Raw genomic sequence first — 15,098 nt, 5'->3', positions numbered from 1 at the left:
TCCCCTGAAAAGAGATTATCGAACTCAGTGGTGCGTTTTAAAGTTCAAGTTGTGACAGAAAAAAAGAAGAAAAAGAAGGACGGCGAAAAAGCTTGCCGTGGACGACGGAAACACCCAGTAATAAACCGCTAGCTGTCGGGTGCGTAATGAAAAAGATCCCTGATTCAAAGTACGGTCCCAGATTGCTCTGTCAATCATTGTGCTTAACGCTTCTTCTGCTGCTTTGCCCGACGTCGGCGGAAGCCGAGACCCTGACCGGCAAGCCTTACGTTACAGACGGCGATACGGTCAAAATTTCGGGAGAACGGATCAGGCTTGAAGGAATTGACGCGCCGGAGAGGAACCAGCGGTGCAAAGACGCATCTGGAAAAGGCTATGACTGCGGCATTGTTTCAACCGCAGCTCTTAGAAACAAAATAGGGCGCAATTCCATTACGTGCGAGGGAACAAAGCGCGACCGCTACGGACGCTTTCTCGGGGTCTGCTACCTAAATGAACTCGACTTAAACGGCTGGATGGTCCGAAACGGTTACGCTCTCGCCTACGCACGCTACTCGGGCCGTTATGTCTCCGCCGAACAGGAGGCCCGCGAAAACAGCCGCGGCCTGTGGGCCGGGGAGTTCGTCGCGCCCTGGAGCTGGCGAAAAGGAGAACGGCTCGCGACCGGTTCCCGACCGCACGGTCAGTAAGCAGACAGCGAAGTATTGAAAAACCGGGAGTTCGTGTCACTCTTACCTTCATGGAAAACGAAACAGCAGGTTCCCCCGAGGAAAGCCGCGGACTCTCCGAAGACTGGGTGGTTTTCGGACCGGCTTTCATCCTTATAGCCCTCGGGCTTCTTTTTCCCTATCTTTCTCTTCCCAAGTTTTCATGGACACCAGATTCTCTGGGCGAGGTCTTAAGCGCAAAGAACATCTCTCTTTCCCTTTCGCTGGGAGTGGTCTTTTTGTTTTTTTCAAGCTTCGGTGTCCGTATGATGGGCGGATCGGTTGCTCGTTATGTCGTGGGTTTTCCCATAGTTTTCGCACTTGCGTGGGCATCCAAGTTTCTGGCCGGAAACGCAATGGCCAAGGAATGGGGTGTAAGCTATGTCATCTTTGCTCTTTTAATCGGAATGTTCGTTGGCAATGTTTTCCCCGATCGCTTCCGGGAGGCGGTCCGCACCGAGTACTACATCAAGATTGGGCTTATAATTCTGGGCTCCGGAATCCTGTTCGGCAAAATACTCTCCGCGGGGTCGGCGGGGATTCTGCAAGCCCTGTTCGTTGTGCTCGTCATCTGGTACGCATGCTACTGGATCTGCAGGAGGCTTGCCGTGGATTCCGAGTTCGCCGCCATGCTCTCCACAGCCGTTTCCATCTGCGGAGTCTCTGCCGCCATTGCGGCCTGCGGAGCCATAGGCGGAGACAGAAAAAAGCTTTCCTACGTAACTTCTCTCGTTCTCATAGTGGCCGTCCCCATGATGCTGATCATGCCTTGGGCTGTAGAGCATTTCCAGATTCCTGCGGTGATCGGAGGAGCATGGATCGGAGGAACCATTGACACCACAGGAGCCGTGGTAGCGGCTGGGGAACTGGTGGGAGAATCGGCGATGAACGCTGCCGTGGTGGTGAAGTTTTCGCAGAACGCCATGCTGGGTCTAGCGGCGTTTGCCCTTTCTCTTTGGTGGACATTTCGCCAAGGAGCGGATGAAGGGGTAAAGCCGTCGGTCGGGGTCATCTGGGAGCGTTTCCCAAAGTTCATATTAGGTTTCATGGCGGCATCCCTTCTTTTTTCCTTCGCAGTTGGAGACGATCTTGTTTCGCAGACCAAGGGACTCATGAAAGGGCTTCGCGGCTGGTGGTTCGCCCTTGCGTTTGTGTGTATTGGCCTTGAGACCCGTTTTTCCACCCTGGTCAGCATGGAAGAAGGACGGCCCGCCTACGCGTTTCTCATAGCGCAGGGAATGAACGTCATCTGGACACTGATTATAGCCTGGATTCTTTTCGGCGGCTTGTTATTCCCCGCCCCTGTTCTATAAAAGCCTTTGATCGTATCACAGGTCCCTAGAAACTCTGCAGCTCATTAGATCCTCGGCGCTATCGGCAGCATAGCTCCCGTTATTGCCAAACCCGCAAAGCCAAGTACCTTAATTGCAGCAAATATTCCAAAGGAGTTCGCAACAATGAAAGCGATTATCTATCACGAATTCGGAGAAACCGATGTTCTTAAATACGAAGAGGTGAGCGAGCCGGAACTTGGACCGGGAGAAGTCCTTGTAGAGGTAAAATCCTCCTCCATAAACTTCGTCGACCTCAGGCTCAGAAGCGGGAAATCACCCCGTCCAGTGCCCCTGCCGCACGTGGGGGGAGTAGACGTGGCGGGCATTGTATGCGAGAAAAGCGAGGACGTGTCTGACGTGGAAACGGGCGATCGGGTCATGATCATGCCGGCCGTGCGCTCGGAAAGGGGCCTTGAGATAGTCGGGGTCAACCTCCACGGAGGATTCGCTGAATATGTAAAGATACCTTCATCTAACGTGGTATCGATTCCCGAAGGGCTCTCCTTTGACGACGCGGCAACCCTTCCAACCTGCTACGTCACCGCCTGGTACGGCTTCTGCGAAAGAGGGAATATCGCCAAGGGAGAAACAGTGCTTGTGCACGCGGCGGGAAGCGGAACGGGAAGCGCGGCGATCCAGGTAGCCAAGCTCTTCGATTCCTTCGTAATAGCTACCGCGGGAAGCGACGAAAAACTTGAGAAGGCAAAAGAAATCGGAGCCGACGTCACCATAAACTACAACTCCTCGGATCTCGGAGAGGAGCTAAAGAAAATTACAAAAACGCATAAGATAAACATGATCTTCGATCCCGTGGGAGCTTCGGTGTGGAAAGAGAACACGCAGTATCTGGCCCCCGGGGGAAAACTTCTGCTGATCGGAGTTGCCGGAGGTGGCGCCACGGAAGCAGCCCTCGGCCCGCTTATCATGAAAGATCTCTCCGTACTGGGAGTAACGGTGTTTAACGCCCGGGCGGAACACTTCGAGAAAGTCGCGCAGCTTGCCGAAGAAGGTGCCCTAAAACCTTCGATACACAGCAGGTTTCACCTGAGTGAAGCGGCTGCGGCGCAGAAAATTCTTGAAGACCGCCAGCAGTTCGGAAAAGTCATCCTGAACCCGTAAGGAAAAGCCTGATTTTCAAGGTGAGCATCAAAAATCTGTTCGCGGCGTTTCTGTTCGCCCTCTTCGCCGCGCCAGTTGTATGCCTAGCAAAACCGCACTGCCCAAAAAGCATAATATCGCTCACTTTGGCTTCAGATGAAATCCTAGTCGATATAATCGGCGACAGAAAGAAAATAGCTGCGCTTACCTATTTCTCGACCGACCCGCTGATCTCAAACGTCGTGGAAAAAGCGCGGGGAATTCCGCAGGTCCAAGCAAACCTCGAGCAGGTAATTGCAAAATCTCCGGATCTCGTGATAGTCGCGGGTCACACTAACCCGAACATACGCGCGCATCTTGAGGCAGCGGGAATAAAAGTACTGGTGCTCCACGAAATCGCCTCTCTTGAGAGCATAAAAAAGAATATAGAACTGGTTGGAGAGGCTGTCTGCGAGGAAGCCGCGGCGAAAAACCTCGTAAAAAAAATGGAAGCCCAGATCGCGGATGCCAGGGAAAAGATTCCGCCTCACGCAAAAGCCCCGACGGTTCTTTTCTACGGAGCTCCAGGGTTCACGGTCGGCAAACGCTCAACCATAAACGACATAATAGAAAGTTCCGGAGCCATAAACCTCCCGGCACGCCTCGGGCTAAGCGGACACAGCAACATATCTACCGAATACGTAATCCAGAACAACCCTGACCTAGTGCTTACAAGTAGTTATAATCCATCTCACCCGGATTTTGTGGGCCAGATGTTCAAAAATTCCGCCTTCAGAGACAAGAAGATCATAGTCGTCGCGGGAAAACATCTAGACGCCGCGTCTCATTATGCGGCACGGGCCGTAATTGATCTGGTGAACCTGATATTCAGAGCAGAGAACAATGCCGACCGGTAAGAAAACGCTTTCCGTATACGTAGTACTCGCCTCCCTGCTTCTGTTGACCGTCATTGTGTGCGTATCGCTCGGGGCGGTGAGTGTTCCGTTTGACAAGGTAGTCAGCGTGATAGCCGGCAAGCTGCTCTGGCTTGATACCGGAGCGGGAATCGAAAAATCACAGGAACTTATCGTTTGGAACGTTAGGCTCCCCAGGGTTCTTCTCGCCGCCACCATAGGAGGAGGACTCTCAATTGTGGGAGCGGTAATGCAGGCGATGTTCAGAAACCCCCTTGCTGAACCTGGAATACTGGGCTGGTCAAGCGGAGGGGCTTTTTTCGCCGTTCTGGTGATCTACACCGGTATTCATCAGCAGTGGTTTCTTCTGCTCCCTCTCGCTGCGTTTGCAGGCACACTCCTCACGGCATACGCAGTCTACGGAATATCACGTTACAGGGGGTTTGTCGAGAATACGACGCTTCTTCTCTGCGGGGTAGCACTAGGAACACTTTTTGTCTCTCTCACGACTTTCGTGCTTTCGGTATCAAACGCGTGGTCAATGAAGGAAATGCTTTTCTGGATAATGGGCGGAGTCGACTCGCGCACATGGACGCATTTCGCAATGGCAGCGGTTCCCGTGCTTGCCGCCTCGGTTATGCTGCTTTTTTACGCTAAGAACCTAAACGCAAGACTTCTAGGCTACGAGACAGCGAAGACCGTCGGTATCGACATAGAGAAAACGACCAAGCATCTCATAGTCCTGAGTTCCCTAATAGTTGGAGCAAGCGTGGCGGTAAGCGGCATCGTGGGGTTCGTCGGACTTATAATTCCACACTCAATAAGATTGCTGATCGGAGTAGATCATCGCCGGCTCCTGCCCGCAAGTTTTATTGCCGGAGCCATATTTCTGCCCGCAGCGGATCTTATAGCAAGAACCGTCATGAGCCCTGAGGAACTTCGCCTCGGGATAATCACTTCCTTCATCGGAGTTCCTTTCTTCGTGTTTCTGCTGAGGCGAAATTTCAGCGGGAGAGGACTTGCGTAAAATGCAAAGAGAACTCTTAAAAACATCGGGGCTCAGTTACGGAGTAAACGGAAAAATCATAGTTGATGACGTAAGCTTCGAGATCAAAAGAAACGAGTTTCTGGGCATAGTCGGCCCCAACGGCACGGGGAAATCCACGCTTCTTCGCCTTCTTGCCCGTATAATCAATCCCACCGGAGGCCACATTCTGCTTGACGGAGAGGATATCTCGGGATACGAAGCAAAAGAGCTTTACAAAAAAATATCGTTTCTCCCCCAAACCTCGTATTTTGATTTTCCGCTGAGCGTGCTTGAGGTAGTACTTACGGGAAGGTATCCGTACCTGGGAATTTTCGAAAGCGAAAGCACAGAAGATATAAAGCGCGCCGAGGATTGCCTTTCGCTTGTGGATCTGGAAGGGTTTTCTCGAAGAAAAGTAACGACACTCTCGGGAGGAGAGCAGCAGAGAGTGTCGATCGCAAGGGTTCTTGCGCAGGAAACCGATTTTATTTTCCTTGACGAGCCATCCTCCCACCTTGACATACACCACAAGTTCGCCCTCATGGAACTGCTCGAGTCGCTAGCTCAAGAAGGAAAAGGGGTCGTGGCCGTTCTCCACGACCTTGATCTTGCGAGCAAATTCTGCGAAAGGATCCTTGTACTTGAAAATGGACGAGTCGCAGCCTTGGGAGAACCGTCCCGCGTGCTTTCCGAAAAGCTTCTCTCGTCGGTATTTAAAGTAAGGGGTTCATGGGACCCCAGAAGCGAAAATCTTCTTGTTTTCCGGTAAGCACAGTAGGCCTAAATACCGGTTTTTACACTTTTTGAAATGATAATTTGACAAAAAAATTCGATCAACTATATTGTGTTTCCTAGTTTTATTAGGGCCCATAGCTCAGTTGGTTAGAGCAGCGGACTCATAATCCGTCGGTCCCTGGTTCGAGTCCGGGTGGGCCCAGAATTGAGAAACAGAGACCATGAAGGTCAATAAAGAGAAAGCCGAAGCAACCCCATCCAAAAGCCCCCGAAATACCATTTTCCCCCTAAAAAGCACATCGGGATTGCTTCGCCTGAAATAAAAAATTATGCAACAGCATATTGAAAGCCTGCAGAAACTTCAGACAGTTGACTTAAGAATCAGAGAGCTAACTGAAGGGCTCGAGAGATATCCAAACGAAATTGACGACCTTAAAAAAGACCTCCTTGGAAAAGAAGAATCGATAAATCTCAAGGAAACCTCTCTCTCAGAACTCAAGGCGCAAAGAGACGGTCTTGAATCCTCTCTTCTCTCCAATCAAGAATCCATAAAAAAATCCGAGGAAAGGCTTTTTGCCATAAAGACCCACAAGGAATACGAGGCGCTTCAGAAGGAAATAACCGATACCAGAAAAGAAAACTTCGAGATAGAAGACCGCACGATCTCGGTAATGGCGGAAATCGAAGAGACCGAGGCGACACTCACCGAAGAAAAGGAAAACTACGCGACTCTAAAAGAGCAATACGCGGGGCAGATTGCGGAAAAAGAAAAAAAGATCGAAGAACTCGAGATTTCCCGTAAACCGGCGGAAAAGGAAAAAAGTGAAATCCTCTCTACCATAGACCCCAAAATACTTCCGCTTTACGAAAGAATCTTCAAAAGAAACGGCAGGGCGCTTGCGCTTGCCGAAAACGAGCAGTGCACGAGTTGCAACATAAACATTCCGCCTCAGCTCTACAACGAAATACTGAAACAGACAAAACTGGTTCAGTGTCCGAACTGCAAGAAGATTCTTTACACAAACCCGTAACCGTTTGATGCGGTTATCCAAATTAAAAACATGACCTCAGAGAAAACAACCGAAGTCTATATAGACGGAGCGTCAAGGGGAAACCCAGGAGAATCCGGAATCGGGGTTCTTGTTATCCGCCCGGACGGAACAAGAGAGGAAATAAGGGAGTATATCGGCAGGGGAACGAACAACGAGGCGGAATACAAGGCGCTCATAAAAGCGCTCGGTTATCTCGTGGCTGAAGGCCGCCTCCAAGTGAAAATCCACACCGATTCCCAGCTTGTCGCAAGCCAGATGAACGGGCTATGGAAAGTAAAGGATTCAAAGCTTAGAATACTTCACTCGGAAGCGAAAAAACTCGCTTCATCCCTTCCGGCACTCGATATAGAATATATCCCCAGGGAGAATAACGTAGAAGCTGACAGTCTTGCGAACGAGGCGATAGATAGATATTTTAATGATTAGCGAGTCGGCCGGGCGGTCGCCCGCGGCTTGTACGCGGGAGGAAAGTCCGAGCTTCGCAGGGCAGGGCGCTGGTTAACGACCAGGTGTCGCGAGACAACGGAAAGTGCAGCAGAAAGCATACCGCCTGGGCGCCGCAGGCGTCCCGGTAAGGGTGAAAAGGTGGTGTAAGAGACCACCGCTCCGAAAGTGATGGAGGAGGCAAGGCAAACCCCGCCTGAAGAAAGACAAATAGGAAAACGTCCGGACAACTGTCCGGTCAGGGCGGCCCGTCCTGGTTTTCGGGTAGTCGCTTAAGGTATCCTGGCAACAGATATCTCAGATGGATGACCGTACTTGACAGAACTCGGCTTACAGGCTGACTCGCTTCCTTTCGCTATTCTCGCGTAGACAGGTTCGATACGGTCAGAATTATCTGGAAAGAAACCGGGCCTGATTACTTGATAACGACTTTCAGGAACTCTTTTTTTCCGATTTTAACCTCGAAAGCGACTTTGTCGGGAAATTCCGAATTCGGATCGGTGTACTTCTCTGCGTCTATGACAAGTCCTCCCTGGGATATGAGCCTTTTAGCCTCCCCTTTAGTGCTGACGGAATCGGACACTCCTATAACAAGATCAACTACCTTTCGGGAGCCGGCAACGTAGTCTTTTTCCTTTGCGTCTTCTGGAAAAGATCTCTTTGAGAACTTGGTTTCAAAATCCCGTTCGGCTTCAAGGGCACCCCGGGTGTCATGGAGCCAGGAAACGATTTCCTTGGCAAGCCCTTTTTTTGCATCCATAGGATGCTCGGTTCTTAGTTTTCGTATCTTTTTTTCATTGCAGGTGCTTAAAAGAAGATAGTATCTCCACATAAGGTCGTCAGAAATCGACATCATTTTCCCGTATATATCCTGCGGAGATTCGTCAAGACCTATATAGTTTCCAAGTGACTTTGACATCTTCTTTACCCCATCCGTTCCCTCAAGTATTGGAAGAAAGACTCCTACCTGCGGAGATTGTCCGTAATGTCTCTGGAAATCGCGGCCGAGCAGTATGTTGAAGGTCTGATCCGTACCGCCAAGTTCAACGTCGCAGTGCATCTGCACCGAGTCGTACGCCTGCACCAGGGGATATATGAACTCCCTGAGGGAAATGGACACTCCCTCCCTGTACCTCTTTGAGAAATCATCCCGGTCAAGTATCCGCGATACGTTAACCAGAGAGGTAAGCCCGAGGAACTCTTCTGGATCGAGGTTGCTGAGCCAGCGGGAGTTTGAAAGAATCTGGGTCTTTTTTCTGTCAAGAACCCTGAAAACCTGACGTTCGTAGGTCCTTGAATTCTTGATTATCTCTTCTTTTGAAATCGAGGGGCGGGTTTCGCTCCTGCCGGAGGGGTCTCCTATGTAGGCGGTGAAATCCCCTATCAGGAAAAGAACCTCGTGGCCCAGAGTCTGAAAATCGCGGAGCTTCTTGAGGATTATCCCGTGACCCAGATGCAGGTCGGGAGAGGTGGGGTCAAACCCTGCCTTTACCTTCAGGGGACGGTCGTTCTCTCTTGAAGCTTCGAGCTTCAAAAGAAGCTCCTCTTCGGGAATTATCGCCTCGGTTCCCCGTCTTATTACCTTTAATTGTTCTTTAGGATCAGCGAAGGCCATCTGGAAATTCCTCCTCGCAGCGGGTTTAGCCTATTTATGGAAGATCGGTTGACCCCATAAGATACCTGTCGCACTCTCTTGCGGCTTCTCTTCCCTCGTTTATAGCCCACACCACAAGGCTTTGCCCCCTGCGCGAGTCCCCCGCGGCGAAAACTCCCTCGACATTCGTCATGTACTTTCCGTATTCCGCCATGGCGTTTGAGCGCTCGTCGGTATGGATATTCATCTGCTGGAGGAGTTCCTGTTCGGGTCCCAAGAATCCGAGGGCCAAAAGCACTAGACCGCATGGCCATTTCTGCTCGGAACCCTCAACTTCCCGAAAAGTCATCCTTCCGTCATCCCCCATGTACCACTCAATGCGTACGGTCTCAAGTTCCGCCAGCCTGCCCTCTGCGTCTCCTACGAATCTTTTGGTAAGAACCTGGTACCTTCTCGGATCTTCTCCGAAAACCGCCATGGCCTCCTGTTGGCCGTAATCAAGCCTGTACACCCTAGGCCATTGCGGCCACGGGTTATCCGCAGCCCTTTCGAGCGGAGGCTTGGGAAGTATTTCGAACTGAAGAAGGCTCCTGCATCCGTGTCTCATGGATGTCGCGACGCAGTCGGTTCCGGTATCGCCGCCCCCGAGAATGATAACGTCCTTATCCGCGGCGGAGATGTAGCGGCCGTCGGCGAGCCCACTGTCAAGAAGGCTCTTCGTGTTGGCCCTCAGGAACTCCATAGCAAAGTGGATTCCGTCAAGGTCCCTTCCCTCAATCGGAAGATCCCTGGGCTTCGTAGCTCCCGTGCATATCACGACCGCGTCAAAGTTCTCCACGAGCTCGTTTCCGTCGATATCCTTTCCCACTTCCGTGTTGGTGACGAACTCGATTCCCTCCTCCGCGAGTATATTGACGCGGCGGTCGACTATCTTCTTGTCGAGGTGGGGGTTGGGAATTCCATACATGAGCAGTCCGCCGATGCGGTCGTCCCTCTCAAACACGGTGACCAGGTGTCCCGCCTTGTTAAGTTGCGCGGCGCAGGAAAGTCCCGCGGGCCCGGAGCCTATGACGGCGATTTTCTTCCCGGTTCTGATCTCGGGGGGCTCGGGGGTTATCCATCCTTCCTCAAAACCCCTGTCGACTATGGCGCACTCTATGCTTTTTATGGTGACCGCGGGCTCGTTAATGCCCAGAACGCACGACCCCTCGCAGGGAGCGGGGCATATCCGGCCCGTGAACTCGGGGAAATTGTTCGTCTTGTGAAGTCTCTCGAGAGCCTCTCTCCAGAGTCCCGAATAAATCAGGTCGTTCCACTCGGGTATAAGGTTGTTTATGGGGCATCCGGAGGTCATGCCGCCGATTATCTGGCCCGTCTGGCAGAAGGGGACCCCGCAGTCCATGCACCTTGCGCCCTGAGTGGCAAGCTCTTTTTCGGGGAGATGGCCGTGAAACTCGTCCCAGTCGGCGATTCTGCGGGCAGGATCCCTGTCAGGCCCGAGCTTCCTTTTATAATTCATAAAACCTGTGGGATCACCCATTGAAAAACTTCTCCTCCGTCAGAGCTTCCGTGTCAGTTTCCGCTTACGCGCGCGAGATCTCGTTTGTTCTCCTCAAAAGCAGCCATAAGGGCTTCGTCACCCGAAAGACCGCTCTGTTGCGCGCGGTTTATGTGCTCGAGCATTCTCTTGTAGTCTTTCGGTATCACCTTAACGAATCTGGGAAGACTCCCGGACCAGTTCTCCAATATCCGCCGCGCTACCTCGCTTCCAGTGTACTCAAGGTGTTTCCTTACCATCCCAAGAAGTTCCGCTTCGTCATTCTCCTCCACGAATTCAAGGAACACGGATTCGGTATTGCACCTTCCGTGGAAACCCCCCTCGGGATCGTAAACATACGCCATGCCGCCCGACATCCCGGCCGCAAAATTCCTCCCGGTCGAACCCAGCACCACGACGCGGCCCCCGGTCATGTATTCGCAGCAGTGATCCCCGACAGCCTCCACCACGGCGCGGACTCCGCTGTTTCTCACGCAGAACCTCTCCCCGGCAACACCTCTCACGTAGGCTTCCCCTCCGGTGGCGCCGTAGAACGCTACGTTCCCGATTATTATATTCTCCTCAGCAATGAAGGTGGACTCCTTCGGCGGATAAATGATCATTTTCCCTCCAGAAAGCCCCTTTCCCGTATAGTCGTTCGAGTCGCCCTCGAGAATAAGTGTCATGCTCTTGGGAACGAAGGCTCCGAAGCTTTGGCCCGCCGAACCAGAGAAATGAAGCCTTACCGTATCCTCCTCAAGCCCACCAAGGCCGTATCTTCTCGTAAGCTCGCTTCCAACTATGGTCCCTACAGTTCTGTTAACATTTTTTATGGATACATCGGCGCGGACCCGCTCTCCCTTTTCAATCGTCGGGCGGCATAGATCCATCAGGACGGTTTCATCAAGAGAGTTCTGTATGCCGTGGTCCTGTTCGATCTGGCAGTAGGTTCCCCAGTCCTCCGGAACTTCGGGACGGAAGAGGATGCTGCTTATATCTATGCCTTTGGCCTTCCAGTGATCAAGCGATTCTCTCATCTCGAGGCAGTCCGTTCTGCCTATCATCTCGTTTACGGTCCGGAAACCCATCTTCGCCATTATTTCGCGGAACTCAGCGGCGACAAAATGCATGAAATCGACCACGTGCGCCGGATCTCCAGTGTATTTCTTTCGAAGCTCGGGGTTTTGCGTGGCAACTCCCACGGGACAGGTGTCAAGATGGCAGACCCTCATCATTATGCATCCGAGAACTATGAGCGGAGCCGTGGAAAACCCGTATTCCTCGGCACCCAGAAGGGCCGCAATGGCCACATCCCTTCCGGTTTTCATCTGACCGTCCGTCTCAAGAACCACCCTGCTTCTAAGGTTGTTAAGAACAAGCGTCTGATGCGTCTCGGCTATGCCCAGTTCCCAGGGAAGTCCCGCGTGGTGTATGCTGCTTTGCGGGGATGCTCCCGTTCCCCCAGAGGTTCCGCTTATGAGTATCACGTCCGCATGACCCTTCGCCACGCCGGCGGCTATGGTACCGACGCCAACCTCGGAAACCAGCTTGACGTTTATCCTCGCATGCTTGTTCGCGTTTTTAAGATCGTAGATGAGTTGCGCCAGATCCTCGATCGAGTAGATGTCGTGGTGCGGGGGAGGCGATATGAGGCCCACTCCCGGAGTCGAGAGTCTCACCTTGGCTATCCACGGGTAAACCTTTCTCCCGGGAAGCTGTCCGCCTTCACCCGGCTTCGCTCCCTGAGCTATCTTTATCTGTATCTCGTCCGAGTTCACCAGGTATTCGCTCGTGACGCCGAAACGGCCGGAAGCAACCTGCTTTATGGCACTTCTCCTGAGATCCCCGTTCGGATCGGGGGTATATCTGTCTGAATCTTCTCCCCCCTCGCCCGTGTTGCTCTTGGCTCCTATTCGGTTCATCGCAATGGCAAGGCTTTCGTGGGCCTCCTTGCTTATCGCCCCGTAGGACATAGCCCCCGTCTTGAACCTCCTGCATATGCTCTCGACCGACTCCACCTCGTCAAGCGGCACGGGATTGTCCGAGTACTTAAGCTCCATCAGGCCGCGGAGCGTAAAATGTTCCTTTTCCTCATCGTTTGCAAGCTTCGTGTATTCCTTGAATTTCTCGTAGCTTCTCGTCTGGCAGGCTTCCTGAAGCTTGTGCACGGTGCGCGGGTGGTACATGTGACGCTCTCCGTCGGGTCTCCACCTGTAAACCCCTCCGGTCTCAAGCGTCGCGGTCTCAACATCCCTTTCCGCGTAAGCCTTGGAGTGGCGTTTTATCGATTCCTCCGCTATGACGTCAATTCCAACTCCCTGTATACGGGAAGCCGTCCAGGTGAAGTATTTCCCGACAAACTCGGTATTTAGCCCGAGGGCCTCGAATATCTGGGCCCCGTGGTAGCTTTGCACCGTGGAAATGCCTATTTTGGACATTATTTTCACTATGCCCTTCACGAGACTCTTCACGTACCCGGAGACCGCTTCCTCGTAAGATATGCCCACGAGCATGTTCTGGTGGATCATGCCGTTTAGGGTCTCGTAGGCCATGTAGGGGGCGACGGCGCTTGCGCCGTAGCCTATAAGAAGCGCCATGTGATGAGTCTCCCTCGGCTCGCCCGATTCAACAACGAGCGCCGCGCGCATCCTGTTTCCGTTTTTTATCAGGTGGTGGTGAAGCCCCGAGACCGCCAGCAAGGCGGGAATGGGGGCGTTTTCAGCATCAAAGCCCCTGTCCGAGAGAACCAGGATGTTGGCACCCTTTTCTATGAGTTCATCGGCGCGGGCGAACATCCCGGAGAGCGCCTCCTCTAGCCCCTCGTCTCCCTTCTTGGGATCAAAAAGGGTGGGAATTACTTCGCAGCGGAACTTCTCTCCGCGAATGGTTTTCAGTTTTTCGATTTCCGGGTTCGTAAGAAACGGGGTCTCAAGTTCTAATTTCTCGGAGCTTTTCGCCTCGGGACGGAGTATGTTGGCCGTCTTGCCCAGCGTGACCATGGTCCCGGTTATAAGTTCCTCGCGTATGGCGTCAATAGCGGGATTTGTGACTTGAGCGAACATCTGCTTGAAATAGTTGTAAAGAAGCTTCGATTCGTCAGAGAGCGCCGCAAGCGGGGTATCGACTCCCATGGCACCCACAGGTTCGACCGCGTTTTTCGACATCGGACCCAGAAGAATGCGCAGATCCTCGAAGGTGTAGCCGAAAACCCTCTGCCTCGTAAGAAGCGTTTCGGAGTCATACTCGGGCGGAGTCTCCGCCGGCTCTCCTTCCATAATCCCGGAGAAGCTCTCCATGTTTTCCCTGAGCCACTTTCCGTAGGGTTTTTCCGTTGAAAGTCTCTCCTTGAGTTCCGTGTCGCCAACGATGCGGCCTTCACGCGTGTCTATAAGAAGCATCCTTCCCGGGAGCAGGCGACCCTTGTAGCTCACCCTCTCGGGCGGTATGTCGAGGACTCCCACTTCTGAACCCAGCACCACGGTGTCGTCCTTGGTAACGTAATATCTCGTGGGACGAAGCCCGTTTCTGTCAAGCACCGCTCCCACTTTCTCGCCGTCTGTAAAAGCTATGGAAGCAGGACCATCCCAGGGTTCCATAAGGCAACTGTGAAACCTGTAGAAATCCTTTTTCTCCTCGGACATGCTCTCGTGCTTTGACCACGGTTCGGGAATCATCATCATCACGGCATGCTCTATGGAGTAGCCCGACAGGCAAAGAAATTCCATCGCGTTATCGAAAGAGGCGGAATCGCTTCCCTCGGGAGCTATCACCGGGAAGATTTTTTCTATGTCGTCGCCGTAGAACTTGGATTCCAAAACGGCCTGCCTTGAGTGCATCCAGTTTATGTTCCCACGAAGCGTGTTTATCTCGCCGTTATGTATCACGTATCTGTAAGGGTGAGCTCTGTCCCAGCTCGGAAACGTGTTCGTGCTGAAACGCGAGTGCACAAGCGCTATTGCACTTTCCATGAGATCAGACATGAGGTCCGGGAAATAGGGCACAAGCTGCCAGGTAACAAGCATTCCCTTGTAAACTATTGTCCTCGATGAAAGGCTCGTCACGTAAAAATGCTCGTCGCTCCCCGCGGTCTTTATTTCGTTCTCCGCGCGCTTTCTTATTATGTAGAGCCTTCTCTCAAAATCGTCCCCGGCGAGGGTCCCGTCTCCCCGGCCGATGAATATCTGCCGTATCCCGGGCTCACACCCTAGAGCGGTCGCGCCCAGAGAGGAATTGTCGGTCGGAACGGTCCGCCAGCCCAAAATGCTCTGGCCTTCCTCGGCGACTACATCCTCAAGCCTCTTTTTCGTTTTCTTCTCAACAGATGGATCCGGAGAGAGAAATATCATTCCGACTCCGTAATCCTCTTCTGACGGGAGAGTGATTCCCTCAGATTCCAAGGCATCGACGAAAAACGCGTGGGGTTTCTGGAACAGTATTCCGGCACCGTCTCCCGTGTTCGGCTCGCACCCGCAGGCCCCGCGGTGCTCCAAGTTTTTTAGGACGGTTATAGCATCGCGGATTATGGAATTCGACCTCGTGCCCTTAACGTTAACAACGAATCCTATTCCGCAGGAATCGTGTTCAAACGCAGGGTCGTAAAGTCCCCTTTTTTCGGGAAGTTTCTTAAAATTCATATAACTGTCCGCCTGTTGTGTTGTTATGAAAAAACAACGCGAG

The 15,098-nt window shown here is 52.5% G+C and carries 11 protein-coding genes, 1 tRNA gene and 1 other RNA gene; 10 read left to right on the top strand and 3 right to left on the bottom strand.

The window, feature by feature from the left end; all coding sequences use genetic code 11:
* Positions 1-146: 146 nt before the first annotated feature.
* From OXG75_01685 to rnpB, 10 genes are all read left to right on the top strand, one after another.
* Positions 147-689 (top strand): thermonuclease family protein, encoded by a 543-nt coding sequence (locus OXG75_01685; protein MCY3624703.1) that lies wholly within the window; start codon positions 147-149, stop codon positions 687-689.
* Positions 690-739: 50 nt separating this feature from the next.
* Positions 740-2,020, top strand: a complete 1,281-nt coding sequence (locus OXG75_01680) for a putative sulfate exporter family transporter (GenBank protein ID MCY3624702.1) — start codon at positions 740-742, stop codon at positions 2,018-2,020.
* Positions 2,021-2,164: 144 nt separating this feature from the next.
* Complete coding sequence (locus OXG75_01675; GenBank protein ID MCY3624701.1) at positions 2,165-3,160, top strand: zinc-binding dehydrogenase; 996 nt, start codon at positions 2,165-2,167, stop codon at positions 3,158-3,160.
* Between the two features lie 20 nt (positions 3,161-3,180).
* Positions 3,181-4,035, top strand: a complete 855-nt coding sequence (locus OXG75_01670; protein MCY3624700.1) for an ABC transporter substrate-binding protein — start codon at positions 3,181-3,183, stop codon at positions 4,033-4,035.
* Positions 4,022-5,059 carry an iron ABC transporter permease gene (locus OXG75_01665; GenBank protein MCY3624699.1) on the top strand — a complete coding sequence of 346 codons (1,038 nt, stop codon included), beginning with the start codon at positions 4,022-4,024 and terminating at the stop codon, positions 5,057-5,059. The genes OXG75_01670 and OXG75_01665 overlap by 14 nt, the downstream gene beginning before the upstream one ends.
* A 1-nt stretch (position 5,060) precedes the next feature.
* Positions 5,061-5,828 (top strand): ABC transporter ATP-binding protein, encoded by a 768-nt coding sequence (locus tag OXG75_01660; GenBank protein MCY3624698.1) that lies wholly within the window; start codon positions 5,061-5,063, stop codon positions 5,826-5,828.
* A gap of 94 nt (positions 5,829-5,922) precedes the next feature.
* Positions 5,923-5,996 (top strand) — tRNA-Ile (locus OXG75_01655).
* A 127-nt stretch (positions 5,997-6,123) separates the two neighbouring features.
* Positions 6,124-6,825, top strand: coding sequence for a C4-type zinc ribbon domain-containing protein (locus OXG75_01650; GenBank protein ID MCY3624697.1), 702 nt, complete (start codon positions 6,124-6,126; stop codon positions 6,823-6,825).
* A gap of 30 nt (positions 6,826-6,855) precedes the next feature.
* A complete protein-coding gene (locus OXG75_01645; protein MCY3624696.1) occupies positions 6,856-7,272 on the top strand; it encodes a ribonuclease HI family protein in 417 nt (138 codons plus the stop codon).
* Positions 7,273-7,639, top strand: an RNA gene (gene rnpB / locus OXG75_01640) — RNase P RNA component class A.
* 66 nt (positions 7,640-7,705) lie between these two features.
* Here the strand turns inward: rnpB and tyrS are convergent.
* The 3 genes from tyrS to gltB are packed head-to-tail and all read right to left on the bottom strand — an operon-like array spanning position 7,706 to position 15,055.
* The gene (gene tyrS / locus OXG75_01635) at positions 7,706-8,905 is read right to left on the bottom strand and encodes a tyrosine--tRNA ligase (GenBank protein MCY3624695.1); all 1,200 of its coding nucleotides are present in this window, start codon (positions 8,903-8,905) and stop codon (positions 7,706-7,708) included.
* Between the two features lie 34 nt (positions 8,906-8,939).
* Positions 8,940-10,424 (bottom strand): glutamate synthase subunit beta, encoded by a 1,485-nt coding sequence (locus OXG75_01630; protein ID MCY3624694.1) that lies wholly within the window; start codon positions 10,422-10,424, stop codon positions 8,940-8,942.
* A gap of 32 nt (positions 10,425-10,456) precedes the next feature.
* Positions 10,457-15,055, bottom strand: coding sequence for a glutamate synthase large subunit (gene gltB, locus OXG75_01625; protein MCY3624693.1), 4,599 nt, complete (start codon positions 15,053-15,055; stop codon positions 10,457-10,459).
* Positions 15,056-15,098 lie beyond the last annotated feature (43 nt).

The sequence above is a fragment of the Candidatus Dadabacteria bacterium genome (genome assembly GCA_026705445.1).
In the GTDB taxonomy this organism is placed as follows: Bacteria; Desulfobacterota_D; UBA1144; order Nemesobacterales; family Nemesobacteraceae; genus Nemesobacter.
Note: the sequence above shows the minus strand (reverse complement) of the source record. Positions and strands in the feature narration are given on the sequence as shown.

Coding starts and splice junctions, on each gene's coding strand:
- OXG75_01680 (MCY3624702.1), top strand. CDS start 740: ATGGAAAACGAAACAGCAGGTTCCCCCGAGGAAAGCCGCGGACTCTCC.
- OXG75_01630 (MCY3624694.1), bottom strand. CDS start 10,424: ATGGGTGATCCCACAGGTTTTATGAATTATAAAAGGAAGCTCGGGCCT.
- gltB (MCY3624693.1), bottom strand. CDS start 15,055: ATGAATTTTAAGAAACTTCCCGAAAAAAGGGGACTTTACGACCCTGCG.
- OXG75_01650 (MCY3624697.1), top strand. CDS start 6,124: ATGCAACAGCATATTGAAAGCCTGCAGAAACTTCAGACAGTTGACTTA.
- OXG75_01660 (MCY3624698.1), top strand. CDS start 5,061: ATGCAAAGAGAACTCTTAAAAACATCGGGGCTCAGTTACGGAGTAAAC.
- OXG75_01685 (MCY3624703.1), top strand. CDS start 147: ATGAAAAAGATCCCTGATTCAAAGTACGGTCCCAGATTGCTCTGTCAA.
- OXG75_01645 (MCY3624696.1), top strand. CDS start 6,856: ATGACCTCAGAGAAAACAACCGAAGTCTATATAGACGGAGCGTCAAGG.
- tyrS (MCY3624695.1), bottom strand. CDS start 8,905: ATGGCCTTCGCTGATCCTAAAGAACAATTAAAGGTAATAAGACGGGGA.
- OXG75_01665 (MCY3624699.1), top strand. CDS start 4,022: ATGCCGACCGGTAAGAAAACGCTTTCCGTATACGTAGTACTCGCCTCC.
- OXG75_01675 (MCY3624701.1), top strand. CDS start 2,165: ATGAAAGCGATTATCTATCACGAATTCGGAGAAACCGATGTTCTTAAA.